The organism is Streptomyces caeruleatus (genome assembly GCF_001514235.1).
Classification (GTDB): domain Bacteria; phylum Actinomycetota; class Actinomycetes; order Streptomycetales; family Streptomycetaceae; genus Streptomyces; species Streptomyces caeruleatus.
In genome coordinates, this window is record NZ_KQ948929.1 from 391,013 (window position 1) to 414,329 (window position 23,317).

Annotated in this window: 13 protein-coding genes and 1 pseudogene; 7 read left to right on the top strand and 7 right to left on the bottom strand. The window is 73.7% G+C overall.

The features are described 5' to 3' along the window. Positions 1-21 precede the first annotated feature (21 nt). Both AQJ67_RS19985 and AQJ67_RS19990 read right to left on the bottom strand, forming a co-directional pair. On the bottom strand, positions 22-954 hold the full coding sequence (locus AQJ67_RS19985) for a M56 family metallopeptidase (RefSeq protein ID WP_062720343.1): 933 nt from the start codon (positions 952-954) through the stop codon (positions 22-24). Positions 955-960: 6 nt separating this feature from the next. Next, positions 961-1,350, bottom strand: coding sequence for a BlaI/MecI/CopY family transcriptional regulator (locus AQJ67_RS19990; RefSeq protein WP_062720344.1), 390 nt, complete (start codon positions 1,348-1,350; stop codon positions 961-963). Between the two features lie 125 nt (positions 1,351-1,475). Between AQJ67_RS19990 and AQJ67_RS19995 the strand changes: the two genes are divergently transcribed. The 5 genes from AQJ67_RS19995 to AQJ67_RS20015 all read left to right on the top strand — a co-directional run bounded on the left by AQJ67_RS19995 (position 1,476) and on the right by AQJ67_RS20015 (position 14,465). Further along, positions 1,476-1,706, top strand: a complete 231-nt coding sequence (locus AQJ67_RS19995) for a twin-arginine translocase TatA/TatE family subunit (RefSeq protein ID WP_062720345.1) — start codon at positions 1,476-1,478, stop codon at positions 1,704-1,706. Positions 1,707-2,004: 298 nt separating this feature from the next. Continuing rightward, on the top strand, positions 2,005-9,501 hold the full coding sequence (locus tag AQJ67_RS20000; RefSeq protein ID WP_062720346.1) for a type I polyketide synthase: 7,497 nt from the start codon (positions 2,005-2,007) through the stop codon (positions 9,499-9,501). A gap of 14 nt (positions 9,502-9,515) precedes the next feature. Next, entirely contained in the window at positions 9,516-12,437 is a 2,922-nt protein-coding gene (locus tag AQJ67_RS20005; protein WP_062720347.1) for an aldehyde dehydrogenase family protein, read from the top strand. Beyond that, on the top strand, positions 12,434-12,700 hold the full coding sequence (locus AQJ67_RS20010) for an acyl carrier protein (RefSeq protein ID WP_062720348.1): 267 nt from the start codon (positions 12,434-12,436) through the stop codon (positions 12,698-12,700). Before AQJ67_RS20005 ends, AQJ67_RS20010 begins: the two co-directional genes overlap by 4 nt. After that, positions 12,693-14,465 carry a fatty acyl-AMP ligase gene (locus AQJ67_RS20015; protein ID WP_062720349.1) on the top strand — a complete coding sequence of 591 codons (1,773 nt, stop codon included), beginning with the start codon at positions 12,693-12,695 and terminating at the stop codon, positions 14,463-14,465. Before AQJ67_RS20010 ends, AQJ67_RS20015 begins: the two co-directional genes overlap by 8 nt. On the opposite strand, the gene AQJ67_RS48625 is transcribed toward AQJ67_RS20015, so the two are convergent. From AQJ67_RS48625 to AQJ67_RS20035, 5 genes and pseudogenes are all read right to left on the bottom strand, one after another. After that, complete coding sequence (locus AQJ67_RS48625) at positions 14,440-15,891, bottom strand: polysaccharide deacetylase family protein (protein WP_208615008.1); 1,452 nt, start codon at positions 15,889-15,891, stop codon at positions 14,440-14,442. The two genes, AQJ67_RS20015 and AQJ67_RS48625, sit on opposite strands and share 26 nt — an antisense overlap. Positions 15,892-16,050: 159 nt before the next feature. Further along, complete coding sequence (locus AQJ67_RS50725) at positions 16,051-17,505, bottom strand: WD40 repeat domain-containing protein (RefSeq protein ID WP_425264170.1); 1,455 nt, start codon at positions 17,503-17,505, stop codon at positions 16,051-16,053. Positions 17,506-18,034: 529 nt separating this feature from the next. After that, positions 18,035-18,970 (bottom strand): helix-turn-helix domain-containing protein, encoded by a 936-nt coding sequence (locus AQJ67_RS50730; RefSeq protein WP_159058801.1) that lies wholly within the window; start codon positions 18,968-18,970, stop codon positions 18,035-18,037. A gap of 159 nt (positions 18,971-19,129) precedes the next feature. Next, a pseudogene (locus AQJ67_RS20030) lies at positions 19,130-19,468 on the bottom strand (Glu/Leu/Phe/Val dehydrogenase dimerization domain-containing protein); the annotation flags it as partial. Between the two features lie 195 nt (positions 19,469-19,663). Next, entirely contained in the window at positions 19,664-20,584 is a 921-nt protein-coding gene (locus tag AQJ67_RS20035) for a LysR family transcriptional regulator (protein WP_062720352.1), read from the bottom strand. A 133-nt stretch (positions 20,585-20,717) separates the two neighbouring features. Here AQJ67_RS20035 and AQJ67_RS20040 point away from each other — a divergent pair, with 133 nt between their 5' ends. After that, on the top strand, positions 20,718-21,890 hold the full coding sequence (locus AQJ67_RS20040) for an NAD(P)/FAD-dependent oxidoreductase (protein WP_062720353.1): 1,173 nt from the start codon (positions 20,718-20,720) through the stop codon (positions 21,888-21,890). Positions 21,891-21,911: 21 nt separating this feature from the next. Beyond that, positions 21,912-23,309, top strand: a complete 1,398-nt coding sequence (gene hglS, locus AQJ67_RS20045; protein ID WP_062720354.1) for a 2-oxoadipate dioxygenase/decarboxylase — start codon at positions 21,912-21,914, stop codon at positions 23,307-23,309. Positions 23,310-23,317: the final 8 nt, after the last annotated feature.

Genomic DNA, 23,317 nt, shown 5'->3' on the forward strand with positions numbered 1-23,317 from the left:
CCGCGCACCCCGCGCAGCGGCTCAGAGGGGCGTCGCCGCCCGCAGGATCAGGACCATCGTCACCGCCGAGTTCGCCGACGACATCGCCGAGACCGCCGTCCCCGCCGCCGCGCACCACGCCGCCAGACCCACCGAGGTGAACAGCGACGGCCAGCGCCGTGCCGACGGAGCGGGGCCGAGCAGGGCGGCCACGCGGCGGGGTACCGGCCCGGGCGCGGCGAAACCCGCGAGCGTCGCGACCGGAGTACCCCGCGACACCAGCGCCGCCTTGCCGATCGCGCACGCCACCGCCCTTCGGCTGCCGACGGCCCGGGCGGCCTCTTCGTCGGCCCATCGCTCGGTGGTGTACGACACGGCCGTGCGCAGCGGGCGCAGGAACGGGTTGGCCCGCGCGGCCAGTTGGACGGTGAGCAGGAAGCGGTGGTGCCGCGCGGTCAGATGGGCGCGCTCGTGCGCGAACAGCGCTCGGCGTTCGGCGGGTTCGAGGCCCTCCAGCAGGGCTGTGGTCACGACCACGCGGTCCCGGCGGCCACCTGGCAGCGCGTACGCGTACGGCACCTCGTCGGGGAGCACGGCGACGCCGGTCGCCGGCAGGCCGGCCAGCGCCCGGTGGGCCCGTCGGCGCACCCGGCCGTGCCGCCACAGGGTCCGCCCGCAGGCCGCGACCACCGCGCACAGCGCCGGAATCGCCGCCTTGCCGACGACCTCGTCGAACGGCACCGCGGCCCGCACCTCGGGGTCGGACCAGCCGTCGGGCAGCGGGTTCCCGGGCAGTTGGGCGGTGCCCACCACCATCACCAGCCCCAGGCACACCGTGCTGCACAGCGCCATCACCGCGGCCACCGCGGTGAGCAGCCGCGTCGCGGTGCGGGGATGCAGGTGCTGTTCGGCAAGGCGTGCGATCGGCCATGCCGTCAACGGCAGGACGAGCGGCAGAAAGACGAAGACCCCCATGTGGTGTCAGGCTTCCCCTTCGCTCCCGGACCCATCCAGCAGCTCACGCAGCAGCCGCTCGTCGTCCGGTCCGAGGCCGGTGACAAAGCTGGCCAGGACGGCCTCCCGGTCGCTCTCGCCGTCCAGCACCTTGCGCATCCTGTGCGCCGCGAGGCCCGCCTGGTCCGAGGCGGACGTCCACGCGAAGGACCGGCCCGCGCGCTCCCGGGTCACCGCGCCCTTGGCCAGCAGACGGGTCAGGATCGTGATCACCGTCGTATAGGCGAGGTCGCCGCCGAGGCGCTCCTGCACCCAGCCGGCCGTCGCCGGGCCGTCCGCCTCCCGCAGCGCCGACAGGACCAGCCCCTCCAGCTCGCCCTGTCCCCGGCGTCCGGAACGCTGCCGGTGATCCGTCATGCCCTGTCTCCCTCCGCTGACCTGTGTGTCATGTGCGATAAATCGAGCGGTACAGAGGCTATACGCCATTCTATCTACAGTGCTGTAGATTTCAGGGTGCCACTCACCAGAAGGACAGGACCCACATGTTCGGACTGAGCGAACTCGCGATCATCCTCCTCGTCGTCATAGCCGTCCTCTGCGCGAAGAAGCTGCCCGAACTGACGCGCTCGGCGGGCAAGTCGGCGCGCATCCTCAAGGCCGAGGCCCGGGCAATGAAGGACGAGGACGATCCGGCGGAGCCCCGGGTAATTCAGGGGGAGACCGTCAACCCGGACGACCCGAAGCCCCAGGGCACTCAGCAGCACCCACAGTGACCGGCGGAGCCCGCACCCCGGACTCTCCCACCCCGCATCCACGCCGTCCGGATTCGTCTCTTTGATCACCCGTTCCGTCGTTGAGGTGAAAAAGCAGGCGGAATGGGCGAGTTCACGGCCCCAGCCCTACCGTGATCATTGTGCCTTCCGAAGTGCGTGACCAGTCGCTGACCACCGGTTTCCCACTCCCGCCACGTTCCGCACCAGGGCTGACTTCCGCGATACCCGGCAGCGGTCACCGTTCGATGTGACCACCTGTTCGCTCGCTCACGCAGGGTTACGGAATTGGGGTGTGGGGATGGTGGGGGACTCGTCCGCCGCGGACGCGTTCGCGATCGTGGGACTGGGGTGCCGGCTGCCCGGCGGGATCGTGGATCTGGCCGGGTTGTGGGAGGCGCTGGAGGCCGGGCGCGATCTGGTCGGTGAGGTCCCTGCGGACCGGTTCGAGGCCGCGCGGTTCGTCGACACGGAGATGGCGAGGCCGGGGAAGTCGTACACCGCCCGAGGCGGGTTCCTGACGGACCTCGCGGAGTTCGACGCGGACTACTTCGGGATCTCGCCGCGGGAGGCGGCGCAGATGGACCCGCAGCACCGGCTGCTGCTGGAGACCGCCGTCGAGGCGCTGGACGACGCGGGGATCGAACCCGCGACACTGGCGGGCTCCGACACCTGCGTGTTCATCGGCATCTCGGACTTCTCCTACGCCGGGCTCCAGATGTCCAAGCCCCGGCGGATGAACGCCTACTCCATGGCGGGCGGCGCCCATTCGATCGCCGCGAACCGGCTGTCGCACTTCTTCGACCTGCGCGGGCCGAGCATGGTGATCGACACCGCCTGCTCGTCGTCGCTGGTGGCCGTGGAACGCGCCTGCCGGGAACTGGCGTCGGGCGGCAGCCGGGTGGCGCTCGCGGGCGGGGTCAACGTGCTGCTCAACCCGAACGGCTTCGTCGGGTTCAGCCAGGCGTCGATGCTGTCGAAGCGGGGCCGCTGCGCGGCGTTCTCGGCGGACGCGGACGGGTTCGTCAGGGCCGAGGGCGCGGGTGTGGTCGTACTGAAGCCGCTGCCCGACGCCGTGGCCGACGGGGACCGGATCCAGGGTGTGATCGCCGCGTCCGGCAGCAACTGCGACGGGCGCACGGCCGGGCTGTCCCTGCCGAGCGCGCGGGCGCAGGAGGAACTGCTGCGGCGGGTGTACGAGCGGGCGGGGATCGCGCCCGACGAGGTGGTGTACGTGGAGGCGCACGGCACCGGCACCCAGGCGGGCGATCCGGCCGAGTGCGCCGCGCTGGGCCGGGCGCTCGGCGTGGCGCGGACGGTGGGGCCGCTGCCGATCGGCTCGGTGAAGTCCAACGTGGGTCATCTGGAGCCGGCGTCGGGCATGGCGGGGCTGTTCAAGGCCCTCGCGGTGCTGCGGTACGGCACGATCCCCGCCTCCCTGCACCTGGAGCTGCTCAACCCCGGCATCGACTTCGCCGGGCTGGGGCTGGAGCCGGTCGAGCGGGCGCGTCCGCTTGCGGCCGCGGTGGGACGGCGGTTCGTGGGCGTCAACTCCTTCGGGTTCGGCGGGGCCAACGCCCATGTCGTCGTCGGCCCGGCGCCTGCCTCCGGGCCCCGGGCCCGGGTCGAGGCGGCGGCCGAATTGCCGGTGATCGCCTCCGGTCGCACCCCGCGGGCGGCCGAGGAGGCGGCCCGGCGGCTGGCCGTCCGGCTGACGACCGCCACGTCCGAGGATCCGTCGGAGTTCTACGACATCGCGGCCACCGCCGGCCTGCGCCGGGCCAGGCACCGTCACCGCAAGGTGGCGCTGGCCTCGACGGCACGCGAAGCCGCGCGGATCCTTTCCGGCGAACAGGTGACGGGCGAGGCCACGACAGGTGAGGCGGTCGAGCGCGGCCGGGTCGCGCTGGTCTTCGCGGGCAACGGCTCGCAGTGGGCCGGGATGGCCGCCGACCTGCTGGACGATCCGGTGTTCCGGGCCGAAGTGGACGCGGTCGACGCCGCGTGGGCGCCCCGGCTCGGCTGGTCGGTCGCCGCGGCGCTGCGACGGGCCGCGGACGAGTGGGGGCTGGAGGCCACCGAGGTGGCGCAGCCGCTGCTGTTCGCGGTGCAGGCCGGGATCACGGCGGTGCTGCGGGAGCGGGGCGTGCGGTGGGCGGTCGCGCTCGGGCACAGCGTCGGGGAGGTCGCGGCCGCGTACGCCGTCGGCGCGCTGACGCTTCAGGAGGCGGCCCGGGTGGTCGTGGAGCGCGGCCGGGCCCAGGCCGTGACGGCCGGTCAGGGCCGGATGGCCGCGGTCGGGATGTCGTCGGCCGAGGCGGAGAAGGTCCTGTCGGCGTACCCGCGCCTGGTCGTGGCCGCCGTGAACAGCGGCAGGGACGTGACGCTCGCCGGTCCGGTGGACCAACTCAAGGCGCTGGGCGACGAGTTGGCGGCCCGGGAGGTGTTCTTCCGGCTGATGGACCTCGACTACGCCTTCCACAGCCCGGTCATGGAACGGGTCCGGGCCCCACTGGCCGCCGGTCTCGACGGGTTGGAGCCGCGCGGCGACACCGACGCCCTGATCTCCACGGTCACCGGTGGCCCGGTACCCGACTCCGGCCTGGACGGCGACTACTGGTGGCGCAACGTCCGCGAGCCGGTCCGGTTCGCCGCCGCCGTCCGGCACGCCCTGGACACGGGCGTCGACGTGCTGCTGGAGGTCGGCCCGCATCCCGTGCTGCGGACGTATCTGCGCCGGATCGCCACCGGACCCGACCGGATCGCCGTCCTCGCCACCCTGCGCCGCGACATGACGGGGCCGGTCGCGCTGCGCCGGTCAATCGAGGCCCTGATCGCCGCCGGGGCGGAGACGGACTGGACACGCTGGTTCCCCCGTCCCGCCCGGGTGGCGGAGCTCCCCGCGTACCCGTGGCAGCGGGAACGGCACTGGAGCGGCACCCCGCAGCAGTGGGTCATCAGCAGCGGGACGGGACGGCTGGACCACCCCCTGCTGGGCGAGCGGCTGCCGACGGCCGAGCCCGCCTGGGAGGGGCCCGTCGAACCGGCGCTGGTGCCCTGGCTGGTCGACCACAAGGTGGCCGGATCCGTGCTGTTCCCCGCGACCGGGTACGTCGAGATGGCCCTGGCCGCCGGGCGACGGGTGCTGGACGGGCCGGTGGAGCTGACCTGGCTGGAGGTGAGCCGCCCGCTGGTGGTGCCGTGGAGCAGGGCCGGGGACGTCCGCATGCAGCTCGCGTTCTCGTCCGACGACGGCAGGGTCTCCGTCACCAGCACCGAGGCCGTGGACGGCGCCGAAGCCGACGGCACCCAGCCCCGGCCGCACGCCCGGTGCCGGGTCCGTGAGCTGATCGGCCGCGCGCCCGTGCGGGTCGACGCGGCCGGGGTGCGCGCCCGCTGCACGCGCCGGGTCGACATCGAGGCCCTGTACCGCGAACTGGCCGCGAGCGGCCTGGACTACGGTCCCGCGTTCCGGCAGCTCGTGCGGCTGCACCTCGGGAAGGCGGAGGTGCTGGCCGCCTACCGCCACACCACGGACACGTCCGGCACCGCCCCGTACGTGGCGCATCCGGCGCTGCTCGACGGTGCCCTCCAGGCGTGCGTGCCGCTCGCAGCCGCCCGCGCGGACGCCGGGGAGGCCTGGCTGCCGGCCTCGATCGGAGCCGTACGCGTGTGGCGGAGCCCGTCCCCGACCGGGCTGATCCATGTCCGTGACCGCACGCGCGGCGCCGTCGAACTCCGCTTCGACATCTGCGTCACCGACCCGGACGGCAGCGTCACCGTCGAACTGGACGGGGTGCGGATGCGGCGCCTGCCCGGCCCTGCCGACCGGGCGCCGAAGCGGTACGAGACCGTGTTGCGTGCCGCGCCGCGTCTCCGTCGGCCGGCCGCGCCCTCACCACTGCCCGGCAACCAGGACCTCGCCGACGCCGTCGCGGGCAGCGTCGACGCGGCGCGGGCCGACGCGCGTTCCGTACGGTCCGGCGACTTCCTGGTCCGGCTCAAGGAGGTCACCGCCCATGTGGCCGCGGCGGCCTTCGCGGACCTGCTGCCCGCAGGAGTGGCCGAGTTCACGCCCGCCGACCTGGTGCGAGAGGGCATGCTCCCCGGACACGACCGGTCGGCGCGGGCCCTGCTCCGGCTGATGACCCGGCACGGCCTGGCCGCCCTCGGCCAGGTTGGCAACTGGCGGTTGACCGGTACGGCCAGCCCGGCGCCCCTGCTGTGCCGGCTGCCGCTGGACTTCCCGGCCGCCAGTGCCGAAGTGCAGTTGGCGGTCCGCCAGTTGACGCATCTGCCGGACGTGCTGCGCGGCGCCCAGGACGCCCTGCATCTGCTCACCGACCAGGGCTCACGCGAGGCGCTGGAGCAGTTCTACGACCTCTCGCCGACCTGCCGGGGCCGTAACGGGATCCTCGCCGCGCTCATGGCGGAGGTCGTGCGGGCCTGGCCCGAGGACCGGCCGCTGCGGATCCTGGAGATCGGCGCGGGCACGGGCGGCACCACCGCCGCCCTGCTCCCGCTGCTGCCGCCGGAACGCGCCGTCTACCACTTCACCGACGTCTCAGCGGGCTTCTTCGCCCGCGCCCGGCACCGCTTCGGCGACCACCCCTTCGTCGACTACCGCCCGCTCGACCTGAACACCGACCCCGGCGAGCAGGGCTTCCCCGACGGCGCCTACGACCTGGTCGTCGCGGCCAACTCGCTGCACACCGCGGCCGATCTGCGCGCGGCCCTGCGCCGGGTGCGAGGGCTGTTGGCGCCCGGCGGCCGGCTGTTCGCCTTCGAGACGCACGACACGGACTATCTGCTGCCGTTCTTCGGCCTGCTGGACAGCTTCTTCAGTCAGGACGACGAGGAGCGGCCGGACTCACCCTTGCTGCTCCCGGAGCAGTGGTCCGAGGTGCTGAACGCGGGCGGCCTCACGGACGTCGTCTGCCTCGGTGCCGCCATCGAGTCGGCCGACGAGACCGCCTCGGTGCTGCTCGCCTCGGCACCCGTGTACCGGACCGCCCGGCCCGTGGTGGCCGGACCCGAGGACGGCACCCGGTGGATCGTGGCCACCGAGAGCGGACCGGAGACGGAGCCGGCCGAGCACCTCGCGGCACTGCTGACCGGCGGCGGAACGCGGTCCGTGCCGGTACTGCCCGCGCGGGTCGACGCGGCGGCCTGGACCTCGGTGCTCGCCGGGGACGGTGACCCGACGGTCGTGCTCATCCTCGGTGAGTCGCCCACCGACCCCGAGCCCGTGCTCGACCAGGCCGTGCGCCGTGCGGCCGTCCTGCGCTCGCTGGCCGCCGCCTGCCGGGACCTCCCCGAGGGCAGCCGACCCGCGCTGTGGCTGGTGACCCGGCCCAGCGGCGCGCTGCCCGCCCCCGAACGGGCCGCCCAACCGCAGGACGCCGCCGTCTGGGGCATGGCCCGCACCCTGGCCAACGAAAACCCGGGCCTGCGGGTGACCCGGCTGTCGCTGGAGCGCCTCGGCGACCCCGCGGCCGACGCGCACCGGCTGGCCCTCGAACTGCTGGAATCCGTCGCCCCGTCCGCCGACGACACCGGCGCGGCGGGACGTGAGGACGAGATCGTGCTCACCTCGGGCGGCCGATTCGTCCCCCGGGAACGAGAACTCCCCTGCGGTGAGCACACCGTGCCGAGCGGGGACGAGCCCTTCGCCCTGGAGATCGGCGCTCCCGGGCTGTCGTACGAGCCGGTCTGGACGCGGACCGGGCCCCTCGCCCCCGGGGTGGGCGAAGTGGTGATCGCGGTGCGCGCCGCCGCCCTCAACTACCGGGACATCATGCAGGCGACCGGGCTGCTGCCGCCGGAGGCCACCGAAGCCGGGCCCAGCGAGAAGGGTCCCGGGTTCGAATGCGCCGGGGTCGTCACGGCCGTGGGGGAAGGCGTGCACGGTCTGGCCGTCGGCGACCGGGTGTGCGCGGTCGTGCCGGGCTGTCTGGCCTCGCACACGGTGGCGCCCGCGTCAGCCGTGGTGCGGGTGCCCGACGGTCTCGGTCTCGCGGCGGCCGCGACGCTGCCGGTGGCCTTCCTGACGGTCCACTACGCGCTGCGCGACCTGGCCCGGCTGGCGGCCGGGGAGACGGTACTGGTGCACGGCGCCGCCGGCGGGGTCGGGCTGGCGGCGATCCAGTACGCCCGCCTGGTGGGTGCCACGGTGATCGCCACCGCGGGCACCCCGGCCAAGCGCGACCTCCTGCGGGCCCTGGGCGTCGCGCACGTACTGGACTCCCGCACCCTGGACTTCGCCGGTCAGGCGCTGCGGATCACCGGCGGGCGCGGGGTCGACGTGGTCGTCAACTCGCTGGCCGGGCAGGCCATCGACCGGGGCCTGGAGATCCTGCGGCCCGGCGGCCGGTTCGTGGAGCTCGGCAAGCGGGACATCTACGCCGACAAGCCGCTGCTCATGCGGCCGTTCAGCCGTAACATCGCGTTCTTCGGCGTCGACGTCACCGCTTTGCTGAACCACGAGGCCGGACTCGTGGCCGGACGGCGGCTGCTCGCCGAGATCGCCGTGCGGGTGGCGGACGGCCGCTACCGGCCGCTGCCGCACACGGTGTTCCCGGCGGCCCGGGTCAAGGAGGCGTTCGCGCTCCTTCAGCACTCGCGGCACGTCGGGAAGGTCGTCGTCAGCCTAGACCCGAAGGACGGCCCGGTTCCCGTCCGCACCCGGCCCGAGCCGCCCGCACTCGACCCCGACGGCAGCTACCTGGTCACGGGCGGGCTCAGCGGGTTCGGCGCCGCCACCGCCCGCCGGCTCGCCGAGCGCGGGGCCCGCCGTCTCGCCCTGGTCTCCCGGCGCGGTGCCGACGGTCCCGAAGCGGCCGCCGTGCTGGCCGACCTGGCCGAACAGGGTGTGACGGCCACGCCGTACGCCGCCGATGTCACCGACGCCGACGCGATGGCCGAGGTGATCGGCCGTGTCGACGCCACCGGGCATCCGCTCGCGGGAGTCGTCCACGCGGCGATGACTCTGGACGACGCGCCGCTCACCGAACTGACCGACGAACGGATCCGGGCGGTCCTGGCCCCCAAGGTGGCCGGCGCGGTGGTCCTCGACGCGCTGACCCGGGAGCGCGACCTGGGCCTGTTCTGGCTGTACTCCTCGTTCTCCGCGTCCGTCGGGAACATCAAGCAGTCCGCCTACGTGGGCGCAAACCTGTTCGCCGAAGCGCTGGCCCGACGACGGCACGGTGCCGGGCGGCCGACGCTCGCCGTCGCGTGGGGCGCCCTCGGGGACCACGGCCACATCGTCCGCGAGGGCCTGGCGCCGGCCATGGAGGCCCTCGGGACCGCGCCGGTCGGCTCCCGCGAGGCGCTGGACGCCCTGGAGACGCTGGCGTCGTGCGATGCCCCCGTCGCCGGTGTCGGCCGCTACGACTGGTCCCGGCTGCGCACCCTGCTGCCCACCCTGGCGGCACCCCGCTTCGCGGCCCTGCTGCCCGCCGACGGTGAACTCGGCCGACACTCCCGGCAGGACCTCGTGGCCGCCCTGGCCGGACTCGCCGCGGACGAGGCGCTCCACGCCGTAAGCGCCACACTCGCCGAACTGCTGGCCCGGATCCTCCAGACCGACGTCACCCGCCTGGATCCACGACAGCCGCTGCAGGACCACGGCGTCGACTCCCTGATGGCCGCCGAACTGCTCACCAGGCTGCGGCAACGCCTCGACGTCGAGATCCCGCCCATGGAACTCCTCCAGGGCGGCATCACCCTCACCGACCTCGCCCGCCATGTGCTGCTGCGCCTCGGCGTCCGCACCACCGACACCGCCAACGGCTGAAAGAGAGGCCTGCCATGGTGACCTGTCAGAAGACCGACGGCCCGGCGACGGACCGCGCCGACGGCATGCTCAGCTTCGGCCCGCTCGTCGGCGGCGCCACCGTCCCCGACCCCACCGACTGGGTCTACGCGATCCGCGCGAGCGCGCTCATCGACGATCCCGTCGGCGCCACCTGCTACCGCAACGCGCTCAACAGCGGGCGTATGACCCCTGACGCCCACCCCGAGACGATCCTGGGGCGCTGCGCCCTCGCCGGACCCGACCACCTCGACGCGGCGCTGCGCGCCGCACGGGACGCGGCCCGCGAGTGGGGCGGCAGCCCGCAGGACCGGCGCGCGACACTCGCCGAGGCGTTCCGCGCCAGGCTGCGGGAACACGCGGACACCCTGACGGGGCTGCTGGTGGACGAAGGGCATCCGGTGCGGCTGGCCCGCACGGAGGTCGCCGACCTCCTCACCTTCTTCGGCCCGGAGACCACCCAGTGGTGTCTGCGGCAGATGGAGAGCCGGCACACGGCCGAGGGCCGGTCGGTGGTGCTGCGCCGGGTGCCGGACGGTGTGGTGTGCGTGCAGCCGCCGCAGAACACCCCGGCGCTGGGTGTCGGTGCGGCGTTCCAGTCGGTGCTGGCCGGCAACGCGCTGGTGGTGCGGCTGTCCCGGCACGCGCCGATCGCCGCCATGTACCTGCTGGAACGGATCGCCGTGCCCGCGCTCGCCGAGGTCGGCGCACCGCCGGGCGTGCTGTCGGCGCTGTGCACCGACCCCTCCCAGGCGTTGGACGCGTGGCTGGCCAGCCCCCTGGTGGACGACGTGCTGTACTTCGGCGACTCGATCCGCGGCGAGCAGTTGGAGCGGGCGTGTCTCGCCGCGGGCAAGAAGCCGGTCCTGGAACTCGGCGGCAACGACATGGTCGTGGTCTGGCGGGACGCGCCGCTCGACCGGGCCGTGGCGGCGCTGATGGAGTCGTACCACGGCAGCGGCCAGATCTGCTGCGCGCCCAACGTCGCGCTGGTCCACCCGGAGATCGCCGACGAGCTCACCGACCGGCTGACCGAGCGGGTCAGGGCACTGCGACCCGGCTTCCCGGACGACCCCGGGGTGGTGCTGGCCGCCACACCCAACACCGCGGGGTACGACGCCACCCTCGCCGACGCCCGGCGGGCGGGCGCCCGGGTGCTGGCCGGCGGACGCCATCTGGACGTCCACGGCCACGACAGCGACGTCGCCGTCTTCGCGGAGCCGGCGCTGGTCCGGGTCGACGGGCTCGGCCGGGCGCGGGAGTTGCGCTCGGTGCGGTACGAGACGTTCTTCCCGCTGCTGACGCTGGCCGTACCCCACCCCGTCGGCGACGACGCCGAACTCCTCACCGAGATGGTGTCGTTCGTCGCCACCGGTACCTACGGACTGCGCAACTCCCTGTGGACGCGTTCCGAGGAGGTCATCGACCGGTTCGTCCGGGACGTCCGCTCCTGCGGGCAGCTGCGGGTGAACGACTCGCACCTCGCGGGCGTCCCGTTCCTGTCCAACCACGGCGGGCCGGGCCTGAGCGGCGACCGGTTCGGCGAGCTCAACTACCCGATGCTGCGCACCAGCCGCCTCCAGGGTGTGTCCGTCGCCCGGTCCGCGCCGCCTGCCGAGGCGGCCGTCCCGTACGTCCCGGCGCTGCCGCGGCCGAGGGTGGAGGCCGTCCGGGAGTACCCGCCGGGCTGGCCGCCCAAGGAGTTGCCCGGTGGGCTGCCGGCGCCGTTCACCGAGGCGTTCCACCACGACCCGTACCCGACGCTGCGCTGGCTGCGTGAGCACCGTCCGGTGAGCCGGGTGATCAGCCCGGACGGTCCGGGCTGGCTGCTGACCCGCTACGACGACGTGCGCGCCGCGCACACCGATCCGCGGGTGACGTGTGACAGCAAGCGTGTCCCGGCCGGTCTGATGTGGCTGCGGCACTGGCCGTCCGAGCTGCGGGAGCGGCTGTTCGTGCATCTGCTGGAGAGCGACGACCCGCGCCACGGCGAACTGCGGGCGGTCATGCGGCCGTTCTTCACGCCCGCCCGGCAGGAACAGTGGCGCACCCGGGTGCAGCGCATCGTCGACGCCCGGATCGACCGGATCGCGGACCGGGGCCGCGGTGACCTCATGGCCGCGGTGGCCTATCCGCTGGGCGGCAACGTCCTGTTCTCCGTCCTCGGCGCCACACCGCCCCAGATGAACCATCTGCGGGCGATGATCTGGCGTACCGCCGAGTGGAACAACGACGTCCCGTATGTCGCCGCGCTCGCCCACGAGGTCGACGGTTTCGTCCGGGCGGCCGTCGCCGAGAAGCGCCGCTCCCCCGGCGACGACCTGATCTCGCTGCTGGTCCGGGCCCGTGACCAGGACGGTCTGATCAGTGAGGACGAACTGCACGGCCAGGTCATGATGATGCTCGTGGCGGGCCAGGACCCCAGCATCAACAGCGTCGGCAACAGCCTGCACGCGCTGCTCGCCCACCCCGACCAGCTCGCCGCGCTCCGTGACGACCCCACCCTCATCGGGACGGGCATGAACGAACTGCTCCGCTACGAGAGCCCGTTGCCGTTCACGAGCTGGCGGGGCACGCTCGAACCCGTCGAGTTCGGCGAGGTGACCGTCCCCGCGGACGACTCCCTGTTCCTGTGCCTCGGCGCCGCCAACCGGGACCCCGCGCGCTTCCCCGACCCCGACCGCCTCGACCTGTACCGCACCGCGCCGGGCCACCTCGCGTTCGGCCACGGTGCCCACTACTGCCTGGGCGCCCATATCGGTCGTATGACGGCCGAGGCCGCCGTCACCACCGTGCTGCGCCGACTGCCCGGCCTGCGAGCGGACGGCACGCCGCGCTGGCGGCCCAGCATGTTCGAACGCGGGCTGAGCGTCCTGCCCGTCGCCTGGGACGTACCGCGCAAGGGAGCCGTCCGGTGAAGCGCTCCGAGATCCTGGACGAACTGAAGGGGATGCTCGCCGAGTTCGGGGACGTCGACCCCGAACTGGTCGACGAGCAGACCGCGTTCGTCGCGGACCTGGGCCTCGACTCGCTCGTCCTGGTGCGGCTGACCGTCGTCGCCGAGGAGAGGTTCGGGGTGCGTGTCCCCGACGAGGTCGCCTGGGAGCTGCACACGGTCGGCTCGGTGGTCTCGTACGTCGAGGAGGCCCTGTCCGGGCGGCTCGGGGCCGGCGGTGAGTGAACTCGTCCGGTTCCTGCGCGAGAAGGCCTGGATCCTCGGCGACACCCGCTGGTACGCGCGGGTGGACAGCGTGCGCGGCGAGCTCGTCGAGGTGGAACGCCTCGGCTACGCCCAGCTCGACGCCCGTGCCCGGGCGGTGGGAGCGTGGCTGGCCGACCGTACGCCGCCGGGAGCGCGCGTCATGCTGATGTACCCGGCGGGCCTGGAGTTCCTCGCGGTCTTCCTCGGCTGTCTGTATTCCGGGCGGGTGGCGGTCCCGGCTCCCCTCCCGGACACCGACCGTCGGGCCCTGGCGCGCGCCGCGGGCATCATCCGCGACGCGGAGGTCGGCCTGGTCCTGAGCGACGCCGCCCACCAGCCCGCCCTCGCCGCCTGGCTCGCCGGTCTCGACCCGGCGCCGCCGGCCGGGTGCCTGGCCACGGACGGCGCCGGGCTGCCGGACCCGGGCACCTGGTCGCCGGCCGCGCTGGAGCTGTCGGCGACCGCCTACGTCCAGTACACCTCCGGGTCGACCAGTGAGCCGCGCGGTGTGGTCATCACCCACGGGAACCTGTTGCACAACCTGCTGTCGATCAGGGAGCTGCTCACCCCCGCACCCGTCCTGGACGAACTCCGCCTCGATCCGTCGCCGACCGGTGCCGGATGGCTGCCGCACTACCACGACATGGGTCTGGTCGGCATGCTGCTCAGCCCGCTCGCGAGCTACGGCAATCTCGTGTTCTGCTCGCCGGTGTCCTTCGTCGCCCACCCGGATCTGTGGCTGCGGATGATCAGCGGGTACCGGGCCTTCTACACGTTCGCCCCGAATTTCGGGTACGACTGGCTGCTGAGGAGCCTCAAGAACACCCGGCTCACCGACCTCGACCCGGACCTGGACCTCGACTGCCTGCGGTTCGCGCTGAACGGCGCCGAGCCGGTCCGCGCGGAGGTCCTGAACGCGGTCGCACGCCGGCTCGCCCCGGTCGGCTTCGGCCCGGACATCTGGGCGCCCTGCTACGGCCTGGCCGAGGCGACGCTGATGGTGACCGGCACGCCGTGCGGCGCGGGGCCGACCGTGGGCCGTTTCGACCGGGGCGCGCTGGAGGCCGGTCAGGCCGTGCCCGCACCGGACGGCGTGGACCTCGTCGGCTGCGGTCGGCCTGTCGGCGCCGACGTCCGGATCGTCGACCCCGACACCGCGTATCCCCTCAAGGAGGGGCACATCGGTGAGATCTGGGTGTCCGGGGACAGCGTGGCCGACGGCTACCTCGGGGATCCGCAGGCGACCACCGGGCAGTTCGCGGCGATGACGGCCGACGGCGAGGGTCCCTTTCTGCGCACCGGGGACCTCGGCTTCTTCCAGGACGGCGAACTCTTCGTCACCGGCCGCGCCAAGGACCTGATCATCGCCAACGGCCGCAACATCCACCCCCAGGACATCGAGCGCGTCGGCGAGTCGGCCGACCCCGCCACCGGCCCCTGCGCCGCCTTCACCCTCCCCGACGCGTCGGGGCACGAGCACATCGTCCTGGTCCAGGAAGTCCGCCCGCTCCACCTCGACGGCCGCACGCCCGCCGCCCTCGCCGACCTCATCAGGCGGCGTCTGGCCCAGGAACTGCGCCTTGCCGTCCAGGTCGTGGTCGTCGGTCCGATGAGCGTGCCCCGGACCACGAGCGGCAAGATCCAGCGCTCCCGGACCCGGGACGAGCTGCGCGCGAGCCGCCTCGGCGCCCTGCACTGCGATCTGCCGCCCGGCCTGGTCACAGGGTCGCGCGCAGGTGGCTGACGGTGACGAAGTGGTAGCCGCGGGCGGTCAGCGTGCGCAGGATCCGCGGGATCGCGGCGACCGAGGTGGGGTGGATGTCGTGCATCAGGACGACGTCGTTGCGCCGGGCCTTGTCGATGACGGTCCGGGCGACCTTGTCGGCGTCGCGGTACTTCCAGTCCTCGGTGTCCACGTCCCACAGCACCGGTGAGAGGCGGGTGGCGCCCCGGACGGTGGCGTTGATGGCGCCGTAGGGCGGGCGGAAGAGGGTCGGGGTCCGGCCGGTGGTGGCGGCCTCGATGGCGGCGCTGGTGCGGTTGAGCTGGGAGGCGACCTGCTCGGGGGTGAGCTTGGTGAGGTCGGGGTGGCTGTAGGAGTGGTTGCCTATCTCCATGCCCGCACGCGATGCGGCGCGGACCAGGTCGGGGTGGGCGGCGACGTTCTGGCCGACGGTGAAGAAGGTGGCGCGTGCCTTGTACCGCGCCAGGTAGGTCAGCAGGGTCGAGGTCTCCGGCATCGCCGGCCCGTCGTCGAAGGTGAGCGCGATGCACTTGGCCTTCTTGCAGTCGGTGTCGTCGTCGCCGGAGGCGGTGTGGGTGGGCACCGACGGTTCGGGGACGTGCGAGGCGCCCAGGTCCAGTGAGCTGTCGGGCCGTACGGTCTGCCGCTGGGCGCGTTGCCCGAAACCGGACAGCCAGGGGGTGACCGTGGCGCGGGGAAGGGTCACCACGTAGGCCCCGGCGGCCGGGGCACCCACCTCGCCGCGGTCGAAGGCCACGCGCAGTGCGCCTTCGGTGGTGAAGGACATGTCGTGCAGGGCCGCGGCGCGGGCGGCCGGATCGGAGAACAGGCCGTCGAGGGAGGCGGCGTCCACGCCCTCGCGTCCGTCGAGCCGGTCCTTCAGCGCGTCGACGAAGGCGTCCCGGGAGCCCTCGGCGACGAGGTCGAGGGGCGTGGCGTAGGCACCCGTCTTGCCGTCGTACCAGTACGTCCTGGTCGACAGCCCGGACGCGGCGGCGCTGTGGTCCTGCGTGGTGAGCCGTACGCCGAGGACGTCGCCGGAGGCGACCAGGAACTGGTGGCTGATGTTGAGCTCACGGCTCTCCGCGCTGCCCGCGTCGCCCTCGCACGTCCCCGCGCGGAAGTCCGCCAGGCGCCGCTCCACCTCCTTCTTCATCACGGCGGTCATGGCCTCGGCACCCGGCACGCCCGGGTAGCTCGTCGCGAAGGGGCAGGAGCTCTGCTCGCTGCTGTCGTTGACGATCTCCAGGCCCTTGATCTTCGACGGGTCGACGCTGCCGCCGGGCGAGGGCGTGGCCGATCCGGGCCGCGCGTCACCGGACGCGGTGGCCGCGCCCGAGGGGCCGGACGCTCCCGGCGAGCAGGCCGCCGTGACGGAGAGGGCGGCGAGCAGGACGAGCGAGGGGAACAGGGGGTGAGTACGCATGGGACCAGAACCTGACTGAAGGGATGTCCGGGCGCCGCCGACGGGGCTCCACGGTCGTTCTGGTCATGGATCGTGCAGGTCAGAGCCATTTTTCAGCGACCCGCCAGGCCACCCTGAACAATCCGGCCCATGCCCGATCCGCCCCTGTTCGCGGCGGTTTCAGTCGTTTTGGCCGCACAGGTTCTCGTGGGGCGCGTCAGGTACGTACGTCCGCCACTGCGCCTCGGTCAGTCCGCCACGGGTGCGGGCGCAGATCGTGCGCACGGCCTGGTCCGGGTCGGGGGAAAGAGGCTGGAGCGGTACATGCGGGCCGGCGGCGTAGACCGTGCCGCCGGTTTGAGCGAAGGCGAGGGAGCGGATCGCGTCGCCGGACGTGGGCAGGTCCCCGCCGAGCAGCTGCTGCCCCGCGGTGTCCCACAGCCGCAGCGTTCCGTCGGCGCCGCCCACGGCCAGCGTGCCGCCGTCGGCGGAGAAGGCGAGCGCGCCCACCGCCTCGGGCGGCCCCTGGGAGACCGTGCCGGAGGTGCCGGTCAGCGCACCCGTGCGGTGCCGGAGGTCGCCGTCCCACAGGGTGACGTGGCCGGTGGCGTCGCCGACGGCGAGCCGGCTGCCGTCCCGGTTGAAGGCCAGCGCGGTGACCTCGCGGCCGTCGGCGAGCGCACGCCCGGTGACCTTGCCCGACCTCGGATCGGCGTACTGGTCGTCGGAGGCCACGAGCAGGCCGCCGTCCGGCCGCACGGCCGCCGTCCCGCCGGAGAGGCCGCGCAAGGTGGCCGTCCGTCGGTGGGCGCGGGTGTCCCAGAGCTCCGTCGCGTAGCCGTCGGCGGTGGCGCGGACGGCGGCCAGGGTACGGCCGCCGGGCCCCAGCGCGAGGGCGCTGACCGGGCGGTCGGCCGCTCTGGAGATGTCGAGGACCCTACGCACCTTGTGCGTCCGTACGTCCCACACGGTGACGCGCAGCCGCCGCGAGCCGTGCGCGGACGTGGTGTCGGCGACGGCCAGCGCGCGGCCGTCCGGGCTGAAGGCCGCCAGCGGAGTGTCCGCGTCGGACATGCCCGGCAGCGGGCCGAGGGAGGCGCGGGCGAGTACCGGGCCCATGCCGGTATCGCTGCTGACGCCCGCCGTCACGCCCGTGCCCGTGCCCGTGCCCGTGCGCGTTCTCGTGGAGCGCAGCTCGAAGCGGTAGGCGCTGCCGGACCGGGTGATGGTGGCCAGGGCGGAGCCGTCGGGACCAAGGACGCTCGTGTCGGACTCGGTGGTCTGCCAGCGCGGGGTGAGGCGGTCGGTCAGGTCGAGGGTGTGGACCGTGGCGCCGTCGAGGTACCGCAGGAGGCGCCGGTCGCCTCGGTCCCAGGTGAGTCCGTCGGTGTCGGCCGCGGTCAGCTGCCGGTGGAAGACACGGGTGCCGCCGGTGGCCAGCCGCCACACGGCGAGTTCGTGGCCGTCCGCCGTGGCCAGGAACTCCCCGTCCGGGGAGAGGGCGGCGTCGGTGAAGCCCGTGTCGGCGCCGCTGGTGAACTCGCCGAGGTCGCGTCCGTCCCGTACCTCCCAGACCTGGGCCGTCGTGTCGTGGACGGCGGCCAGCCGTGTGCCGTCCGCGCTGAACCTCAGCATGCGTGTGCCGCTGTCCGCGCCGGAGCCGGTGCCGCACACGGTCTTGTCCGCCTTGTCCCACTCCCCCGGCAGTCGCCTGCCGTCGACGGTGTCCCACAGTTGGGGCGGGCCGTCGGCGGGGCAGAGGGCGAGCAGGCGCCCTTCGGGGCCGACGGCCACGGTGGTGAGCGCGCGGTCGACGTGGGTGGTGAAGAGGACCTTGCCGTCGGCCGTCCGGTGCAGCCGGACCGCGCCGGGGCCGTTCACCGGGCCGGTGAGGTAGGCGCTCGCGTCGGGCGCGCTGCCCTGGAGCGACGCGTCGCCCAGCTCGGCGGCCGGTCGGCCGCGAGGTAGGTTCCAGAGTGTCTCGGCGCCGTCCGGTCCGATGACGTCGAGGAAACGGGAGCCGGGACCCGCGGAGATCGCCTCGGTGCCGCTCGGCAGGTGGTACGTGGCGGTGACCTTGTGGTCGGCGACGTTCCGGACGGTCACCTCGGTGCCGTCGACGCTGAGCAGGGTCCGGCCGCCGTCGGTGAGGAAGCGGCGGATGTCACGTCCGGCGTCGGGGTCGGTGAAGGCGTCGCGTTCCGGCTGGACCAGGGCGGCGAGCAGGGCCGAGCGGGACTCGGTGAGCGGGGCGGTGCGCCAGGCGGCCACGCCGAGCAGTGCGGCGGTGCGGGGGTCGGTGGAGCGCAGGCTGTCGGACACGGCTGCCAGCCGGCGGGCGGCGGCCTTGGCCGCCTCCTCCTGGCCGGCCCGGTCCCGCTGCCAGGCGACGAGGCCGGCGGTCAGGGCCAGGACGAGGAGCACGGTCAGGCCTACGGTCCGGGACCGCATCCGCCGTGCGGTGCGGGCCTCGGCCTCGCGCTCGGCGTCCCGGGCCGTCAGGGACGCGGTGAGGAAGGCCCGCTCCAGCCCGGTGAGATCGTCGTCCCGCTGCCGGGCGAGCAGTTCCTCGGCCCGGGCCAGGGACGTGCCCCGGTACAGCGCGCCGGGGTCGCGCTCCAGTTCCTCCCAGACGAGTGCCGCCTCGCCGAGCCGGCGCTGTGCGCGCAGCCGGTCCCGGCCCTCCTCGCCCGAACACCGCCGCGAACCGGTGCTCGCGCACCAGCTCCAGCAGTTCGCCGACCAGTGCCTCCCGGCCGAAGAACAGATGGCTGTCGTCCGGTTCGAAACGGGCCAGGCCCCGGTACGGCGGCGTCTCGTCCGGTGCGGGCGCCCGGACCTCGGCATCGGCCTCCCGCCAGCGCCGCTCCCATGCGTCGGGGTCGGCGTCCAGTGCCTCGGCGTACGCCCGCACCACTGCCCGGGTCGGCAGCTGTTCCCCGGCTGCCGCCTGGGACAGCGCGGTCGTCGAGTAGCCCGCTCGCTCGGCCATCTCCCGGTACGGGGGCGTCCCCGCCTTCTGCCGCAGGACCCGAAGATCGTGCGCGAGCCGCTGCACGGGACCGGCGTCCGGGTCCACCGGCTTCTCACGTCGTCCCACCGGAAGAACCTTTCAACCGCTTCAGGTCACGGACCAGGCGTTCAAGCTACGTTTTCGTCTCATGCCCGCGCAATCCTGCCCCTTTCGCCCGGCTGTGAGATGACGCACGGGCACTGCCGTGGACAGCTGTGCGGACGTACTGGCGGGGCAGCCGGCCTTGAGTTCGTTCTGGACGACGGCCGCGTCGTCCTCGGTGAGGCCCATGTCGAGGCCCATCACGTACTCGCGGGGCACCTTGTTGGACAGGGCGCGGGCGAAGGCGCGCAGGATCGCCTCCTTGTCGGGGGAGGCCGGGTCGGCGACGATGCCGGCCTTCGCGCCGCCGTAGAAGAGGTCGACGCCCGCCCGCTTCCAGGTCATGACGCGGGCCAGCCGGGCGATCTCGCCGACGGAGACGGTCGGGCTCATCCGGGTGCCGCCCTTGCCGACGCCCCGGGCGGTGTTGGGGAGGGTGCGCCGGAAGATCCCCCGGGGTCCTCTGCCCAGCAGTGGCGGCAGCCCGGACTTGGGGGTGTGGTTGGGGGACGTCGCTCGCTCCAGGGCGGGGGGTGCGGCGGCGCCGAGGGCCGCCGGCGTGGTGGGGGTCACCACTTGGCCTGAAACCATCCCGGGCGGCATGCGGCGGCCGGAAGACTCAGCAGCACGACGACTTCCGCCTCTGAGGCCAAGGGGGTCTGGCCCCCCGGGCGCCGCTCACCCCTCGCGCGCACCCGGGGGCGTCCGGTCCGCGCAGGCTCGCAGGACGTCGACCAGGGCGGCCACCGTCGGCCGGTCCTCGGCGAAGGAGCGGAACACGACCACGATGTGACGTTCCATCGTCTCCTGGAGCTCCAGGACGTCGAGGCGGGACGGGCGCAGCCGCAGCATCAGGTCCGTCACGACGCTGACACCGACGCCGGACTCGACCAGGGCGAGGGTGGCGGCCGTGTCGGTCACCTCGTGGAGGACCTGTGGTTCGAAGCCGGCTCGGCGGCAGGCGGTGAGCACGGCACGGCCGTAGTAGCTGCCGACGGACGGGAGGATCCAGCCCTGTTCGCCGGCGTCGGCGAGGGAGACGCGCCGCCGCCCCGGCATCGCCCCCGCGGGCACCGCGAGCGAGAAGCGCTCCCGGAACAGTTCCCGGACACGCAGCGACGGATCGCGCGGGATGGGCACGTCCGGGTAGTCGAGGCCGAGCGCCAGGTCGACGCCGCCGCCGACTACCGCGTCGTACACCTCGTCCACGTCCATGTCCCTGCTGCGCACGGTCACGCCCGGGTGCAGCTCGCGGATCCGCCGCAGGGCCGGCGGCAGGATCTCGGCGGCGGCGGTCGCGAAGAGCCCGATCCGCAGCGTCCCGGAGATCTCGTTGCGGGTGCGCTCCAGCGCCTCGACGGCCTCGGCCTCCGTGGTGAGGATGCGCTCGGCGTGCAGGGCCAGCGTCGTCCCGGCGTCGGTGAGTTCCACCCGGCGTCCGACCCTGCGCAGCAGCTGCATGCCGGTGGCCTTCTCCAGCGCCGCGATCTGCTGGGAGACCCCGCCGGGGGTGTATCCGAGGGCCTCCGCGACGGCGGTGATCGTGCCGCGCCGGGTCAGTTCCACCAGGGCACGCAGCTGCGCGCTCGTCCAGTCCATATAGGGACTCTAAAAGGTCTCCCGCAGTAACTGTTGATGGACGTCAATGTTTGGGTTGCTGCACGATGACGCACAGATAGCTGATCGGCATCCCTGTGTACCTCTGTCCTCACAGCTGCGAGGGAGTGGCCCGTTGTCGTCCTCCGCCCACCGTGCCGTCCCGTCCTCCGCCCATGTCGTGATCATCGGTGGTGGCGTGATGGGTACGAGCATCGCGTTCCACCTCGCCGAGGCGGGGGTGCGCGACATCGTCCTCGTCGAGCGCGGTGACCTCGGCTGCGGCAGTTCCGGCAAGCCGATCGGGGGCGTGCGCGCCCAGTTCTCGGACCCGCTCAACATCGAGTTGGGCAGCCGCAGCCTCCGTGCCTACGGGGACTTCCCGCACCGGCCGGGCGCCGACATCAGGCTCGACACCGTCGGCTATCTCTTCCTGCTCGACGACGAGGAGCAGGCGACGGCCTTCGAGGCCGGCGTGGCCCTCCAGAACGGCCTGGGCGTGCCGAGCCGCATGATCGGCGCCGACGAGGCCCACCGCCTGTGTCCCTACGTCAGCACCGACGGCCTGGTGGCCGCCGTCCACTCCCCCACCGACGGACACGCCCGCCCCGGCCTGGTCGTCCAGGGATACGCCCGGGCGGCCGCACGGGCCGGCGTCGTCCTCGCCACCCACACCACCGTCACCGGCCTCGACACGGCCGGGGAACGCGTCACCGGCGTGCACACCAGCCACGGACGCATCGCCTGCACCGCCGTGATCTGTGCGGCGGGTGCCTGGTCGGCGCGGATCGGCGCCATGGCCGGCGTCGACCTCCCCGTGCGGCCCGTGCGACGGCAACTGGCTTTCACCGAACCGCTCGCACCGCCCGTGCCGCGCATCCCGTTCACCATCGACTTCTCCTCCAGCGCCTACTTCCACAACAGTGACGACGGGCTGCTGTTCGGGCTGGCCGACCCCGGTCAGGAGGACGGCTTCGACACCACCTGGACCCCTCAGTGGCTGGAGCTGTTCCGCGCCGCCGCCCGCCGCCGCGCCCCGGCGCTGGCCGACATGCGGACGGTCGGCGGCTGGGCGGGCCTGTACGAGGTCACTCCGGACCACAACGCCCTGATCGGCCGCTCGGGCGCACTGCCCGACTTCCTTTACGCCACCGGGTTCTCCGGCCACGGCTTCCTCCAGGCGCCCGCGGTCGGCGAAGTCGTACGCGATCTCTACCTGGACCGCGAGCCGTTCACCGACATCTCCCCGCTCAGCGCCGACCGGTTCCACCACGGCGCCGAGGCCCGCCCCGAAGCCCACGTGGTGTGACCCCCGTAGAAAGGCCGACGCATGTCAACGATCAGTCAGTGGCAGCTGCGGGCCGCGTTCGCAGCGCGGCTGTCGCGGATGTACGGGCAGGAGGTGCCCGCCTACACCACGCTGGTGGACGTCTCGCGCGAGGTCAACGAGGACGTCCTGCGCGAGCGGGGCGCCGACGCCGAACGCCTGGGCTCCATCGGCCGGGTGACGGCCGAGCGGCACGGGGCCATCCGCGTCGGCACCCCGCGCGAGCTCCAGCAGGTCGCCCGTGTCTTCGGCGCCCTCGGCATGCGTCCGGTCGGCTTCTACGACCTGCGGGAGGCCGCCGCGAGCGCGGTGCCCGTCGTCTCCACCGCCTTCCGCCCGGTCGACGGCGAGGAGCTGGCCCGCAACCCCTTCCGGGTGTTCACCTCCATGCTCACCCCGGCCGACCCCCGCTTCTTCGACGCCGACCTGCGCGCACGCCTGGAGGCCTTCCTCGCCGCCCGCGAGCTGTTCCCGCCGGAGCTGCTGGCCCTGGCCGACCGGGCCGAGGCCGAGCGGGAACTGCCCGAGGACGACGCCGAGCGGTTCCTCCAACTGGCCGTCGGCGCCTTCGAGTTGTCGAGCGAACCGGTCGACCGGGCGTGGTACGGGACCCTGGAGCGGATCTCCGCCGTCGCCGCGGACATCGGCGGTGTCCGCAGCACCCACATCAACCACCTCACCCCGCGCGTCCTGGACATCGACGAGCTGTACCGCCGTATGACGCGGCGGGGCATCGAGATGATCGACACCATCCAGGGCCCGCCTGCCTGGAAGGGGCCCGACGTGCTGCTGCGGCAGACCTCCTTCCGGGCGCTGGCCGAGCCGCGCGCGATGCGTCTCGCGGACGGCAGCGTCGCCAGCGGCGCGCTGCGGGTGCGCTTCGGCGAGGTCGAGGCCCGCGGCATCGCCCTCACCCGCCAGGGCCGCGCCCTCTACGACCAGCTTCTGGGCCGTGTCGACGAGCAGGCGTCCCAGGGCCCCGCCGAGGCCCGCGGGGACATCGCGCGCGCCGTGTGGGAGCGGCGCATGCCGGGCAGCGAGGAGGAACTCGCCGCGCGGGGACTGGCGTACTTCACCTACCGGCTCGTGGCCGACCGGCCCCGTGACGGGAGCGGGCCGCCCGCCACGCTCGGCGAACTGGTGGCGCAGGGCTGGGTGCGGGCCGAGCCCGTCGTCTACGAGGACTTCCTGCCCCGCTCGGCCGCCGGGATCTTCCAGTCCAACCTCAGCGGCGAGGGCACCCGCGACAACGGCCGGGAAGGCACCGCCTACGACGCGGCCTGGCTGTCCGGCGCCGTCGGACGCGAGGTGCTGGACCCGTTCGCGCTCTACGCGAAGCAGCGCGACGCGTCCCTCACGGCCGTGAGCGATCGGCTCGGCCTCGCCCCCCTCACCCCCTGACCTGACAA